This window comes from Phyllobacterium sp. UNC302MFCol5.2 (assembly GCF_000686005.1).
Lineage (GTDB): Bacteria > Pseudomonadota > Alphaproteobacteria > Rhizobiales > Rhizobiaceae > Phyllobacterium > Phyllobacterium pellucidum.
On sequence record NZ_JMLL01000017.1, the window covers coordinates 1 to 12,913 of the forward strand.

24 protein-coding genes are annotated in these 12,913 nt (G+C 57.9%); all 24 read left to right on the plus strand.

Annotation, left to right across the window (positions count from 1 at the left end; genetic code table 11):
* Positions 1 to 1,176 (plus strand): elongation factor Tu (gene tuf, locus BR48_RS0121295; RefSeq protein ID WP_027231390.1); only part of this gene is annotated, 1,176 nt, incomplete at its 5' end.
* Positions 1,177 to 1,239: 63 nt separating this feature from the next.
* A complete protein-coding gene (rpsJ, locus tag BR48_RS0121300; protein WP_008124902.1) occupies positions 1,240 to 1,548 on the plus strand; it encodes a 30S ribosomal protein S10 in 309 nt (102 codons plus the stop codon).
* 25 nt (positions 1,549 to 1,573) lie between these two features.
* Positions 1,574 to 2,311 (plus strand): 50S ribosomal protein L3, encoded by a 738-nt coding sequence (rplC, locus tag BR48_RS0121305; RefSeq protein WP_027233161.1) that lies wholly within the window; start codon positions 1,574 to 1,576, stop codon positions 2,309 to 2,311.
* Entirely contained in the window at positions 2,311 to 2,931 is a 621-nt protein-coding gene (gene rplD / locus BR48_RS0121310) for a 50S ribosomal protein L4 (RefSeq protein WP_027233162.1), read from the plus strand. Before rplC ends, rplD begins: the two co-directional genes overlap by 1 nt.
* On the plus strand, positions 2,928 to 3,221 hold the full coding sequence (locus tag BR48_RS0121315) for a 50S ribosomal protein L23 (protein WP_027233163.1): 294 nt from the start codon (positions 2,928 to 2,930) through the stop codon (positions 3,219 to 3,221). Before rplD ends, BR48_RS0121315 begins: the two co-directional genes overlap by 4 nt.
* A gap of 20 nt (positions 3,222 to 3,241) precedes the next feature.
* Positions 3,242 to 4,075: a 50S ribosomal protein L2 gene (gene rplB, locus BR48_RS0121320; protein WP_027233164.1), complete on the plus strand. Its 834-nt coding sequence runs from the start codon at positions 3,242 to 3,244 to the stop codon at positions 4,073 to 4,075.
* A 15-nt stretch (positions 4,076 to 4,090) separates the two neighbouring features.
* Entirely contained in the window at positions 4,091 to 4,369 is a 279-nt protein-coding gene (rpsS, locus tag BR48_RS0121325) for a 30S ribosomal protein S19 (protein ID WP_008124912.1), read from the plus strand.
* A gap of 2 nt (positions 4,370 to 4,371) precedes the next feature.
* Positions 4,372 to 4,761, plus strand: a complete 390-nt coding sequence (gene rplV, locus BR48_RS0121330; RefSeq protein WP_027233165.1) for a 50S ribosomal protein L22 — start codon at positions 4,372 to 4,374, stop codon at positions 4,759 to 4,761.
* Positions 4,761 to 5,468 carry a 30S ribosomal protein S3 gene (gene rpsC, locus BR48_RS0121335; RefSeq protein ID WP_027233166.1) on the plus strand — a complete coding sequence of 236 codons (708 nt, stop codon included), beginning with the start codon at positions 4,761 to 4,763 and terminating at the stop codon, positions 5,466 to 5,468. The genes rplV and rpsC overlap by 1 nt, the downstream gene beginning before the upstream one ends.
* A 40-nt stretch (positions 5,469 to 5,508) precedes the next feature.
* A complete protein-coding gene (gene rplP, locus BR48_RS0121340) occupies positions 5,509 to 5,922 on the plus strand; it encodes a 50S ribosomal protein L16 (RefSeq protein ID WP_027233167.1) in 414 nt (137 codons plus the stop codon).
* Positions 5,923 to 5,934: 12 nt separating this feature from the next.
* Entirely contained in the window at positions 5,935 to 6,135 is a 201-nt protein-coding gene (gene rpmC / locus BR48_RS0121345; protein ID WP_027233168.1) for a 50S ribosomal protein L29, read from the plus strand.
* Positions 6,136 to 6,146: 11 nt separating this feature from the next.
* The gene (gene rpsQ / locus BR48_RS0121350; protein ID WP_027233169.1) at positions 6,147 to 6,389 is read left to right on the plus strand and encodes a 30S ribosomal protein S17; all 243 of its coding nucleotides are present in this window, start codon (positions 6,147 to 6,149) and stop codon (positions 6,387 to 6,389) included.
* 79 nt (positions 6,390 to 6,468) lie between these two features.
* Complete coding sequence (gene rplN, locus BR48_RS0121355; protein ID WP_027233170.1) at positions 6,469 to 6,837, plus strand: 50S ribosomal protein L14; 369 nt, start codon at positions 6,469 to 6,471, stop codon at positions 6,835 to 6,837.
* Positions 6,838 to 6,847: 10 nt separating this feature from the next.
* Complete coding sequence (gene rplX, locus BR48_RS0121360) at positions 6,848 to 7,162, plus strand: 50S ribosomal protein L24 (RefSeq protein ID WP_027233171.1); 315 nt, start codon at positions 6,848 to 6,850, stop codon at positions 7,160 to 7,162.
* Positions 7,155 to 7,712, plus strand: a complete 558-nt coding sequence (gene rplE, locus BR48_RS0121365; RefSeq protein WP_027233172.1) for a 50S ribosomal protein L5 — start codon at positions 7,155 to 7,157, stop codon at positions 7,710 to 7,712. Before rplX ends, rplE begins: the two co-directional genes overlap by 8 nt.
* Positions 7,713 to 7,737: 25 nt before the next feature.
* Positions 7,738 to 8,043, plus strand: a complete 306-nt coding sequence (gene rpsN / locus BR48_RS0121370; protein WP_027233173.1) for a 30S ribosomal protein S14 — start codon at positions 7,738 to 7,740, stop codon at positions 8,041 to 8,043.
* A 12-nt stretch (positions 8,044 to 8,055) separates the two neighbouring features.
* Positions 8,056 to 8,454, plus strand: a complete 399-nt coding sequence (gene rpsH / locus BR48_RS0121375; RefSeq protein WP_027233174.1) for a 30S ribosomal protein S8 — start codon at positions 8,056 to 8,058, stop codon at positions 8,452 to 8,454.
* Between the two features lie 40 nt (positions 8,455 to 8,494).
* Positions 8,495 to 9,028, plus strand: coding sequence for a 50S ribosomal protein L6 (gene rplF / locus BR48_RS0121380; protein ID WP_027233175.1), 534 nt, complete (start codon positions 8,495 to 8,497; stop codon positions 9,026 to 9,028).
* A 12-nt stretch (positions 9,029 to 9,040) separates the two neighbouring features.
* On the plus strand, positions 9,041 to 9,403 hold the full coding sequence (gene rplR, locus BR48_RS0121385) for a 50S ribosomal protein L18 (RefSeq protein WP_027233176.1): 363 nt from the start codon (positions 9,041 to 9,043) through the stop codon (positions 9,401 to 9,403).
* Between the two features lie 55 nt (positions 9,404 to 9,458).
* A complete protein-coding gene (rpsE, locus tag BR48_RS0121390) occupies positions 9,459 to 10,022 on the plus strand; it encodes a 30S ribosomal protein S5 (RefSeq protein ID WP_027233177.1) in 564 nt (187 codons plus the stop codon).
* Positions 10,023 to 10,087: 65 nt separating this feature from the next.
* Positions 10,088 to 10,288: a 50S ribosomal protein L30 gene (rpmD, locus tag BR48_RS0121395; RefSeq protein WP_027233178.1), complete on the plus strand. Its 201-nt coding sequence runs from the start codon at positions 10,088 to 10,090 to the stop codon at positions 10,286 to 10,288.
* A gap of 16 nt (positions 10,289 to 10,304) precedes the next feature.
* Positions 10,305 to 10,781, plus strand: a complete 477-nt coding sequence (gene rplO / locus BR48_RS0121400; protein WP_027233179.1) for a 50S ribosomal protein L15 — start codon at positions 10,305 to 10,307, stop codon at positions 10,779 to 10,781.
* 128 nt (positions 10,782 to 10,909) lie between these two features.
* Entirely contained in the window at positions 10,910 to 12,250 is a 1,341-nt protein-coding gene (secY, locus tag BR48_RS0121405; protein ID WP_027233180.1) for a preprotein translocase subunit SecY, read from the plus strand.
* Entirely contained in the window at positions 12,247 to 12,897 is a 651-nt protein-coding gene (locus BR48_RS0121410; RefSeq protein WP_027233181.1) for an adenylate kinase, read from the plus strand. Before secY ends, BR48_RS0121410 begins: the two co-directional genes overlap by 4 nt.
* Positions 12,898 to 12,913 lie beyond the last annotated feature (16 nt).

Sequence of the window (12,913 nt, forward strand, 5' to 3'; positions counted from 1 at the left end):
ATGGCTAAGAGCAAGTTTGAACGTAACAAGCCGCACGTCAACATTGGCACGATTGGTCACGTTGACCATGGCAAGACGTCGTTGACGGCAGCGATTACGAAGTATTTTGGTGAGTACAAGGCGTACGACCAGATCGACGCAGCGCCGGAAGAAAAGGCGCGCGGCATCACGATCTCGACGGCGCACGTCGAGTACGAGACGGCCAACCGTCACTATGCCCACGTCGATTGCCCCGGCCACGCCGACTATGTGAAGAACATGATCACTGGCGCGGCGCAGATGGACGGCGCGATCCTCGTCGTTTCGGCTGCCGACGGCCCGATGCCGCAGACCCGCGAGCACATCCTCTTGGCCCGTCAGGTTGGCGTTCCGGCGATCGTCGTGTTCCTGAACAAGGTCGACCAGGTTGATGACGCCGAGCTCCTCGAGCTCGTCGAACTCGAAGTGCGCGAGCTTCTGTCGAAGTACGACTTCCCGGGCGACGACATTCCGATCGTCAAGGGTTCGGCGCTTGCCGCGCTTGAAGACAGCAACAAGGAAATCGGCGAAGACGCGGTTCGCGCGCTGATGGCGGAAGTCGACAAGTACATTCCGACGCCGGAGCGTCCGATCGACCAGCCGTTCCTGATGCCGATCGAAGACGTGTTCTCGATCTCGGGCCGCGGCACGGTTGTGACGGGTCGCGTCGAGCGCGGTATCGTCAAGGTGGGCGAGGAAGTCGAGATCATCGGCATCCGTCCGACCTCGAAGACGACGGTGACGGGCGTTGAAATGTTCCGCAAGCTGCTCGACCAGGGCCAGGCCGGCGACAACATCGGTGCACTGATCCGCGGCGTTGGCCGTGAGGACGTCGAGCGCGGCCAGATTCTGGCCAAGCCCGGTTCCGTGAAGCCGCACACCAAGTTCAAGGCGGAAGCCTATATCCTGACCAAGGACGAAGGTGGCCGTCATACGCCGTTCTTCTCCAACTACCGTCCGCAGTTCTACTTCCGCACGACCGACGTGACGGGTGTTGTGACGCTGCCGGAAGGCACGGAAATGGTCATGCCCGGCGACAACATCGCAGTCGATGTGACGCTGATCGTGCCGATCGCCATGGAAGAGAAGCTCCGCTTCGCTATCCGTGAAGGCGGCCGCACCGTTGGTGCCGGCATCGTCTCGTCGATCATTGAGTAAAATTAAGGTTTTATGCAGAGGCGCCTGTTACATGGCGTCTCCGCTAAACAAGGAAAAGATGAAATGAACGGTCAAAACATCCGCATTCGCCTCAAGGCGTTTGATCATCGGATCCTTGACGATTCGACGCGGGAAATCGTGTCGACTGCCAAGCGTACCGGTGCCAACGTGCGCGGACCGATCCCGCTTCCTACACGGATCGAGAAGTTCACTGTTAACCGGTCGCCGCACATCGACAAGAAGAGCCGCGAACAGTTCGAGATGCGCACTCATAAGCGTCTTCTCGATATCGTAGACCCAACGCCGCAGACTGTAGACGCGCTGATGAAGCTCGATCTCTCCGCTGGTGTTGATGTCGAGATCAAGCTGTAAGGCTTGAGGACGGAAGGACGAACCGATGCGTTCAGGTGTAATTGCACAGAAGCTGGGCATGACTCGCGTCTATAACGACGCAGGTGAGCATGTGCCGGTGACAGTACTCCGGATGGAGAATTGTCAGGTTGTGGCTCAGCGTACAGTCGAGAAGAATGGCTACACGGCCGTTCAGCTCGGTGTTGGTCTGGCCAAGGTTAAGAATACGACGAAGGGCCTGCGCGGCCATTTCGCGACTGCCTCGGTCGAGCCGAAGGCCAAGGTCGCGGAGTTCCGCGTCTCTGCCGATAATCTTCTTGATGTCGGCGTCGAGATCACTGCGGAGCATTACGTTGCCGGCCAGAAGGTCGACGTGACCGGTACTTCGATCGGCAAGGGTTTTGCCGGTTCGATGAAGCGGCACAACTTCGGCGGTCACCGCGCTTCGCACGGTAACTCCGTTACCCACCGCGCACACGGTTCAACTGGTCAGCGCCAGGATCCGGGCAAGGTGTTCAAGGGCAAGAAGATGGCCGGTCACATGGGTCAGACCCGCGTGACGACGCAGAATATCGAAGTCGTTTCGACCGATCTCGATCGCGGGCTCATTCTGGTTCGTGGTGCGGTTCCGGGTTCGAAGGGTGCTTGGATTCTGGTACGCGATGCCGTCAAGGTAGCGCTGCCGGACAACGCTCCGAAGCCGGCTGGTCTCCGCCAGGCAGCAAACGCGACAGCCGCTGTGTCTGATGCAGAAGTGGCGCAGACAACTGAGGGAGCCGAATAATGGACCTTTCGATTACAACACTTGAAGGCAAGGACGCCGGCAAGGTGGAACTCTCCGAGGAGATTTTCGGCCTTGAACCGCGCGACGACATCCTTCAGCGCATGGTCCGTTACCAGCTCGCCAAGAAGCAGCAGGGAACGCACAAGGCAAAGGGCCGTTCGGAAATCGCACGCACCGGCGCCAAGATGTACAAGCAGAAGGGTACGGGCCGCGCCCGTCACCATTCGGCACGTGCACCGCAGTTCCGCGGCGGCGGCAAGGCTCATGGTCCGGTTGTTCACAGCCACGAACATGCGCTGCCGAAGAAGGTCCGCGCCCTTGCGCTTCGTCATGCCCTGTCTGCCAAGGTCAAGGCTTCCGACCTGATCATCGTCGATGACCTGGCCGCAGCCGAAGGCAAGACCAAGGTTCTTGTTTCGCAGTTCGCCAAGCTTGGCCTCGAAAATGCGCTTCTCATCGGCGGTGCCGAGATCGATGCGAATTTCCGTCGCGCTGCTTCGAACATTCCGAACATCGACGTCCTGCCGATCCAGGGCATCAATGTTTACGACATCCTGCGCCGTGGCAAGCTCGTGCTTTCCAAGGCAGCGGTTGAAGCTCTCGAGGAGCGTTTCAAATGACTGATCTTCGCCATTACGACGTGATCGTCAGCCCGGTCATCACCGAGAAGTCGACCCTGGTTTCTGAAAACAACCAGGTCGTCTTCAACGTAGCCCGCAAGGCAACGAAGCCGGAAATCAAGGCCGCAGTCGAAGCGCTGTTCCGCGTGAAGGTCACTGCAGTCAATACAGCTGTGCGCAAAGGCAAGGTGAAGCGGTTCCGCGGCATCGTCGGGCGCCAGAGTGATGTCAAGAAAGCAGTCGTGACGCTCGCCGAAGGGCAGTCGATCGATGTTTCGACTGGTCTCTGAGGGGCCGTGGAGTAAAGACAATGGCACTCAAGAATTATAATCCAACCACACCAAGCCAGCGTCAGCTGGTGATCGTGGACCGTTCGGAGCTCTACAAGGGCAAACCTGTCAAGGCTCTGACCGAAGGTCTCGTATCGAAGGGTGGTCGCAACAACACGGGTCGCGTCACTGCACGCTACCAGGGTGGCGGGCACAAGCGCACCTATCGCTTCGTCGACTTCAAGCGTCGCAAGCATGATGTCGCTGCCAAGGTTGAACGGCTTGAATACGATCCGAACCGGACCGCATTCATCGCGCTCATCCGTTACGAAGATGGCGAGCTGAGCTACATCCTGGCGCCGCAGCGCCTGGCCGTTGGCGACAGCGTCATCGCCGGTGCACAGACCGACGTCAAGCCGGGCAATGCAATGCCCCTGTCGGCAATCCCGGTCGGCACCATCATCCACAATGTGGAGATGAAGCCGGGCAAGGGTGGCCAGATCGCCCGTTCGGCTGGCACCTATGCACAGCTCGTCGGCCGCGACCAGGGCATGGCGATCCTTCGCCTGAACTCGGGTGAACAGCGCCTCGTTCACGGCTCGTGCTTTGCAACGGTCGGTGCGGTTTCGAACCCGGACCATGGCAATATCAGCCTCGGCAAGGCAGGTCGCAGCCGCTGGCTGGGCAAGCGCCCGCACGTTCGCGGCGTCGCCATGAACCCTGTCGATCACCCGCACGGTGGTGGTGAAGGTCGTACGTCCGGTGGTCGTCATCCGGTTTCTCCGTGGGGCAAGCCCACGAAGGGCAAGAAGACGCGCTCCAACAAGTCGACGGACAAGTTCATCGCTCGTTCGCGTCATCAGCGCAAGAAGTAAGAGAGGTAGTCTGAAATGGCTCGTTCAGTTTGGAAAGGCCCGTTCATCGATGGCTATCTTCTCAAGAAGGCTGAGAAGGTACGTGAGGGCGGTCGCAGCGAAGTTATCAAGATCTGGAGCCGTCGCTCCACGATCCTGCCGCAGTTCGTCGGTCTGACGTTCGGCGTCTACAACGGTAACAAGCATGTTCCCGTTTCGGTCAACGAAGAGATGATCGGACACAAGTTTGGTGAATTCGCTCCGACGCGGACCTACTACGGTCACGGCGCGGACAAGAAGGCGAAGAGGAAATAACGATGGGCAAGGCTAAGGCTCCGCGCCAGCTTAAGGACAACGAGGCGAAAGCCGTTGCCCGCACGCTCCGCATCAGCCCTCAGAAGCTTAATCTGGTGGCTGCAATGATCCGCGGCAAGAAGGTCAATGCCGCTCTTGCCGATCTGGAATTTTCGCGCAAGCGGATTGCAGGCACGGTGAAAAAGACTCTCGAATCGGCTATCGCCAACGCGGAAAACAACCATGACCTGGATGTTGATGCTCTGGTTGTTGCCGAAGCCTATGTAGGCAAGTCAATCGTGATGAAGCGCTTCCATGTTCGTGGTCGCGGTCGTGCAAGCCGGATCGAGAAGCCGTTCTCGCATCTGACGATCGTCGTTCGCGAAGCACAGGAAAAAGGGGAGGCCGCATAATGGGCCAGAAGATTAATCCGGTTGGCTTCCGCCTCGGTATCAATCGGACCTGGGATTCGCGTTGGTATGCGAATACGGGTGAATACGGCAAGCTGCTGCATGAAGACCTGAAGATCCGCAAGTATCTGATGGACGAACTGAAGCAGGCTGCGATCTCCAAGGTTGTGATCGAGCGTCCGCACAAGAAGTGCCGCGTAACGATCCATGCCGCCCGTCCGGGCCTGATCATCGGCAAGAAGGGCGCCGATATCGAGAAGCTGCGTCGCAAGCTGTCAGAAATGACCAATGCCGATGCCGCGCTCAATATCGTCGAAGTCCGCAAGCCGGAGACTGACGCAACGCTCGTTGCCCAGTCGATCGCTCAGCAGCTCGAGCGCCGCGTTGCATTCCGCCGTGCCATGAAGCGCGCCGTTCAGTCGGCCATGCGTCTTGGTGCTGAAGGCATTCGTATCAATTGCTCGGGTCGCCTCGGCGGCGCGGAAATTGCGCGTATGGAATGGTACCGTGAAGGCCGCGTGCCTTTGCACACCCTTCGTGCCGATATCGATTACGGAACTGCTGAAGCTCACACTGCTTATGGCATTTGCGGCGTCAAGGTCTGGGTCTTCAAGGGCGAAATCCTTGAGCACGATCCCATGGCTTCCGAGCGCCGTGCTGTCGAGGGTGATAGCCATCAGGGTTCGAACCGTCGCCGCGAAAACGCTTAATTAGCGTCTTTCCGGATCGTGAATTTTGGAGTAGAGAACAATGCTGCAGCCTAAGCGCACAAAGTTCCGCAAGCAGTTCAAGGGCCGTATCCACGGCGCGTCGAAGGGCGGTACGGATCTTAATTTTGGTGCTTTCGGCCTGAAGGCCCTCGAGCCGAACCGCGTTACGGCGCGTGAGATCGAAGCCGCTCGCCGTGCAATTACCCGTCACATGAAGCGTGCCGGTCGTGTTTGGATCCGGGTATTCCCGGATGTTCCGGTCACATCGAAGCCTACCGAAGTCCGTATGGGTAAGGGCAAGGGTTCGGTCGATTATTGGGCAGCCCGCGTCGCACCAGGCCGCGTCATGTTCGAGCTCGACGGCGTTTCGGAAGAGCTTGCCCGTGAGGCACTGCGTCTCGGCGCGGCCAAGCTTTCGGTCAAGACGCGCTTTATTCAGCGCATCGCAGAATAAGGGGTGGATGTTATGAAATCCGCAGAAGTCCGGGCGATGAGCCTCGATCAGTTGAATGAAGAATTGGGTTCCCTGAAGAAAGAGCAGTTCAACCTGCGCTTCCAGAAGGCAACCGGCCAGTTGGAAAAAACCGCTCGCGTCCGGCAGATCCGCCGTGATATTGCGCGCATCAAGACTGTCGCCCGCCAGAAAGCGGTCGAGAGCAAGGCTTAAGGAAGAAAACCATGCCTAAACGCATTCTGCAGGGCGTTGTCGTGAGCGACAAAAACGACAAGACCGTTGTGGTCAAGGTCGAGCGGCGCTATTCGCACCCGCTCCTCCAGAAGACTGTGCGCCAGTCGAAGAAGTACAAGGCGCATGACGAGAATAACCAGTTCAAGGTCGGCGACGCGGTTTCCATCGAGGAATCCAAGCCGATTTCGAAAGACAAGCGTTGGGTTGTCGTAACGGACGCCCCGGCGAGCTAATTATCTGTATGTAAGTACGCAACAATCGCGAGGGGCAAGGAAAGCCCAGTCCGGTTGAACAAGAAGAAGGCGGCTAGTCATGATTCAGATGCAAACAAACCTCGACGTGGCGGATAATTCCGGCGCACGTCGTGTCATGTGCATCAAGGTGCTGGGCGGTTCGAAGCGGAAATATGCTTCGGTCGGCGACATCATTGTCGTTTCGATCAAGGAAGCAATTCCGCGCGGCCGCGTTAAAAAAGGTGACGTGATGAAGGCAGTGGTTGTTCGCACTGCCAAGGACATCCGCCGCCCGGACGGTAGCGTTATTCGTTTCGACAAGAACGCAGCCGTTTTGATCGACAACAAGAAAGAGCCTATCGGCACACGTATCTTCGGACCGGTTCCGCGCGAACTCCGCGCAAAAAGCCACATGAAGATCATCTCGCTGGCTCCAGAAGTTTTGTAAGGAGCAGACGATGCAGAAGATCCGTAAAGGCGACCGCGTTGTCGTTCTGGCTGGTAAGGACAAGGGCCGTACCGGCGAAGTAATCAAAGTTTTGCCGAAGGATGAGCAGGCGCTCGTTCGCGGCGTCAATGTTGTCAAGCGTCACCAGAAGCAGACACAGAACCAGGAAGCCGGCATCATTTCGAAAGAAGCGCCGCTCCATCTGTCGAACCTCGCGATCGCCGACCCTAAGGATGGCAAGCCGACCCGTGTTGGCTTCAAGGTCCTCGAAGACGGCAAGAAGGTACGTGTAGCAAAGCGTTCAGGAGATCTGATCGATGGCTGATGCAAAAATCGAACCCCGCTTGAAGAAGCAGTACCAGGACGTGGTACGCAAGGCTCTTCTCGAGCAGTTCAAATATGACAACGAGATGCAGATCCCGCGCATCACCAAGGTTGTTCTCAACATGGGCGTTGGTGAAGCTACTGCTGACTCCAAGAAGCCAACTGTCGCAGCTGAAGATCTGGCATTGATTGCCGGTCAGAAGCCGGTTATTACGCGTGCGCGCAATTCGATCGCTACCTTCAAGGTTCGTGAGAATATGCCGATCGGAACGAAGGTCACTCTTCGTAAAGAGCGCATGTATGAATTCCTGGATCGCCTGATCACGATCGCGCTGCCGCGCGTTCGAGATTTCCGCGGTCTGAATCCAAAGAGCTTTGACGGTCGTGGCAATTTCGCCATGGGCATCAAGGAGCACATTGTGTTCCCGGAAATCAACTACGACAAGGTTGATCAGATCTGGGGCATGGACATCATCGTTTGTACGACTGCAAAGACGGATGATGAAGCACGCGCATTGCTGCGCGCCTTCAACTTCCCCTTCCGGCAGTAACGGCAAGCGTAGCGAGGTATTAGAAATGGCTAAGACGAGCGCAGTCGAAAAGAACAAGCGCCGTGGTCTTCTGGTGAAGCGTTTCGCTGCAAAGCGCGCGCGCCTGAAGGCTATCGTGATGAACCAGTCGCTGCCGCTGGATGAGCGCTTCCGCGCCACCATTCAGCTGGCAGAACTGCCACGCAATTCCACCAAGGTCCGTATCCGCAATCGTTGCGAAGTTTCGGGCCGTCCGCGCGGTTACTACCGCAAGCTTAAAATGTCGCGTATCGCATTGCGCCAGCTGGGTTCGTCCGGCCAGGTGCCCGGCGTCGTGAAGTCGAGCTGGTAAGGGAGCAAACAGATGTCTGTAAATGATCCTCTCGGCGATATGCTGACCCGCATCCGCAACGCGACGATGCGCAAGAAGGGCAAGGTTTCGACCCCTGCCTCTAAGCTTCGCGCCCGCGTTCTGGATGTTCTTCAGTCCGAAGGCTATATCCGCGGATACAGCCAGGTTGATTTCGAAAACGGCAAGTCCGAGATCGAAATCGAGCTGAAGTATTTTGAGAACGTACCGGTAATTCGCGAGATTACCCGTATTTCGAAGCCCGGCCGTCGCGTTTACGTTTCGGTCAAGTCGATCCCGCAGGTTGCAAACGGCCTTGGTATTTCGATCCTGTCGACGCCGAAGGGCGTGATGGCGGATCACGAGGCACGTGAACAGAATGTTGGTGGCGAGTTGCTCTGCCGCATATTCTAATGCGTGGGCTGTAAACAGGAAGAAACGGACAGGTTGAAAAATGTCTCGTATCGGTAAAAAACCCGTGGCAGTCCCGCAGGGCGTAACAGCCAGCGTAGACGGCCAGACCATCAAGGCCAAGGGCCCGAAGGGAGAACTCTCCTTCGTCGCCAATGACGACATTGTGGTCAAGTTCGAGGATGGCGCGGTAAGCGTCAATCCTCGTGACAATACGAAGCTCGCACGCTCGAAGTGGGGCATGAGCCGCACGATGGTCGTCAACATCTTCACAGGTGTTAAGGACGGCTTCGAAAAGCGTCTCGAGATCAGCGGCGTCGGCTATCGTGCGGCAATGCAGGGCAAGAACCTGCAGCTGTCGCTCGGCTTCAGTCATGAAGTGGTCTACGAAGTGCCAGCCGGCATCACTGTTGCCGTACCGAAGCCGACGGAAATCGTCGTGACCGGTATCGACAAGCAGCAGGTCGGCCAGGTCGCTGCCGAGATCCGCGAATATCGTGGTCCGGAACCCTACAAGGGCAAGGGCGTCAAGTACGCGGGCGAGAAGATCGTTCGCAAAGAAGGCAAGAAGAAGTAAGGAATTCGTGTCATGGCATCGCCGAAAGAAATCATTCAGCGTCGCGCTGCGCGTGTTCGCCGCCAGCTCAAGGCGGTTGCCGGTGACCGTCCGCGGCTCAGCGTCCACCGTTCTTCAAAGAATATCTATGCGCAGGTCATCGACGACGCGCGTGGACATACGATTGCATCCGCATCTACCCTCGAAGCTGACCTCAAGGGCAAGCTGAAGACCGGTGCAGATTCGGATGCAGCAGCCCTCATCGGCAAGCTCGTCGCCGAGCGCGCCGTCAAGGCTGGCATCAAGGAAGTCGTCTTCGACCGTGGCGCCTATATTTACCACGGCCGCGTGAAGGCGCTTGCCGAAGCTGCTCGCGAAGCTGGCCTTAGCTTCTAGGGTCAGACTTTAAAAAACCATTCGTGCTACCGGAAAAGAAAAAGGAATTAGGAGCATGGCACAGGAAAAGAGAAGCCGCGAAGATCGCGGCCGCAACGAAGAGCGCGATAGCGAATTCGTTGACAAGCTGGTCCATATCAACCGTGTTGCCAAGGTCGTCAAGGGCGGCCGGCGTTTCGGTTTTGCTGCTCTCGTCGTCGTTGGCGACCAGAAGGGCCGCGTAGGCTTCGGTCATGGCAAGGCACGCGAAGTGCCGGAAGCCATCCGCAAGGCAACCGAGTCCGCCAAGCGTGAGATGATCTTCGTACCGCTTCGTTCGGGCCGTACGCTGCATCACGACGTCGAAGGCCGTCATGGCGCCGGCAAGGTTCTGCTGCGTGCAGCAACGGCAGGTACCGGCATCATCGCCGGTGGTCCGATGCGCGCCGTCTTCGAAACGCTCGGCGTTCAGGACGTTGTCGCCAAGTCGCTCGGTTCGTCGAACCCCTACAACATGGTTCGCGCGACCTTTGATGCCCTCAAGCATCAGATGCATCCGAAGGAAATCGCTGCACAGCGCGGTATCAAGTATTCGACACTGCAGGCTCGCCGCCGCGACGTGGTCGGTTCGGAAGAATAGGCCAGGAACTGGCGCAGCGGGGCAGGGGCCGTTGGCTCCGCCCACTGTAGACAAAGGACAAAGTCATGGTTGAGAAAAAGAAGGGTAAGACGGTTACGGTCGAACAGATCGGTAGCCCTATCCGCCGTCCGGTTGAACAGCGCGCAACGCTCGTCGGCCTGGGCCTCAATAAGATGCATCGCCGCAGCACGCTTGAAGATACGCCTTCGGTGCGTGGCATGATTGCCAAGGTTCAACATCTCGTCCGCGTCGTGGACGAGGCTTGATACCGGAGATATTCAGATGAAACTCAATGAACTGAGTGAAAACACAGGCGCCACCAAGGCTCGCAAGCGCGTTGGCCGCGGTATCGGCTCCGGTTCCGGCAAGACTGCCGGTCGCGGTGTGAAGGGTCAGAAGTCGCGTTCGGGCGTTGCCATCAACGGTTTCGAAGGCGGCCAGATGCCAATCTATCGCCGCTTGCCGAAGCGCGGTTTCACGAACATCTTCGCCAAGAGCTTCAACGTCGTTTCGGTCGGTCGTATCCAGGCTGCCATCGATGCCAAGAAGCTCGATGCGAAGGCGTCGATCACCCTCGAAGCCCTCAAGGCTGCCGGCGTCATCCGCCGCGCCAAGGATGGCGTTCGCCTGCTGGCCGATGGTGACATCAAGACGGCGGTAACGCTTGAAGTGGCCGGTGCCTCCAAGGCTGCGATCGAAAAGATCGAAAAGGCTGGCGGTACCGTCAAGCTTCCGGCAGCCCCTGCTGCTGCAGAATAAAATCTGACTATTCGAGCGGCGATCTCCTGATCGCCGCTTGTACCTTTTATCAAGGGCACATATCTGGGTAGAGCCGCCGATTCCCGTTCGGGTGGCGAGGCCCCGTCGGGCACAGACCGGAGACTATAATGGCTTCAGCCGCAGAACAGCTCGCGTCAAATCTTAATTTCTCTGCTTTCTCGAAGGCTGAAGAGCTCAAGAAGCGCATTTGGTTTACTCTTGGCGCATTGCTGGTCTACCGTCTCGGTACCTACATTCCGCTGCCGGGCATCAATCTTGCCGCTTACGCACAGGCATTCAATCACCAGGCACAGGGCATCCTCGGGATGTTCAACATGTTCGCCGGTGGTGCCGTCGCCCGTATGGCGATCTTTGCGCTCGGCATCATGCCTTATATTTCCGCCTCGATCATCGTGCAGCTGATGACGTCGGTCGTACCGGCGCTGGAGCAGCTGAAGAAGGATGGCGAGCAGGGCCGCAAGGTCATCAACCAGTATACCCGCTACGGCACGGTGCTGCTCGCAACGGTCCAGGCCTATGCGATCGCAGTCGGCCTGCAGGGCAGCCAGGGAATTGTGACCAATCCGGGTCCGTTCTTCCTGTTCTCGACCGTCATCACGCTCGTCGGCGGCACCATGTTCCTGATGTGGCTGGGCGAACAGATCACTGCCCGCGGCATCGGTAACGGCATTTCGCTGATCATTTTCTCGGGCATCGTCGCCAACCTGCCGCAGGCAATCTCCGGAACGCTGGAACTCGGCCGTACCGGCGCTCTGTCGACTACGGTTATCCTTGCGATCATCGTCCTGACGATTGCCGTCATCGGCATCATCGTCTTCGTCGAGCGCGCACAGCGCCGCCTGCTGATCCAGTATCCGAAGCGCCAGGTCGGCAACCGCATGTTCCAGGGCGACACGTCGCATCTGCCGCTGAAGCTGAATACGGCCGGCGTCATTCCGCCGATCTTTGCCTCGTCGCTGCTGCTTCTGCCTGCAACGATCGCCGGCTTCGCGCAGAGCCACAATCTGCCGGCATGGGCAACGACGGTGCTGTCGTCGCTCGGCCATGGCCAGCCGATGTACATGGCGCTCTATGCAGCGATGATCGTGTTCTTTGCCTTCTTCTATACGGCGCTCGTCTTCAATCCGAAGGACACCGCCGACCAGTTGAAGAAGCATTCCGGTTTCATTCCCGGCATTCGCCCCGGCGAGCGTACGGCTGAATACATCGATTACGTCCTGACGCGTATTACAGTTCTTGGCGCTATCTATCTTGTCATCATCTGCATGCTGCCAGAATTCCTGATTTCGTGGGCGGGTGTTCCTTTCTATCTCGGCGGTACGTCGCTGTTGATTGTCGTGAGCGTGACGCTCGATACGGTTGCACAGATCCAGGGTCACCTGATTGCGCATCAGTATGAAGGGCTGATCAAGAAGTCGAAGCTCCGTGGGGGGAAACGCAACAGATGAGATTAATACTTCTCGGACCACCGGGGGCAGGTAAGGGAACTCAGTCTCAGCGCTTGGTAGAAAAACTAGGGATTCCACAGCTCTCGACGGGCGACATGCTGCGCGAGGCGGTGAAAGCCGGAACGGAAGTTGGCCTGAAGGCCAAAGCGGTGATGGATGCCGGGAACCTCGTTTCCGACGAGATCGTCAATGCGATCGTCTCCGAACGCATCGACCAGCCGGATGCGGTCAAGGGGTTCATCCTCGACGGCTATCCGCGCACGCTGGTACAGGCGGATGCGGTTGAGGACATGCTTGCGGCCAAGGGGCTCGAGCTGGACTGCGTGATCGAGCTTGAAGTGGACGACAATGTTCTCGTCGAGCGTATTTCCGGAAGATACTCCTGCGCCAGGTGCGGGACCGGATATCACGACACCAACAAGAAGCCGCATGTTGCCGGCGTCTGCGACAAGTGCGGATCGACCGAGTTCAAGCGCCGGCCGGACGACAATGCCGAGACGGTGCGCACGCGCCTCGAAGCATACTACAAGCAGACCTCGCCATTGATTGGCTACTACTATGCCAAGGGCAAGTTGAAGAAGGTCGATGGCATGGCCGACATGGAAGATGTCACCGCGTCGATCGAAAAAATTCTGTCGGATTTATAGATCTGACATAATTTCA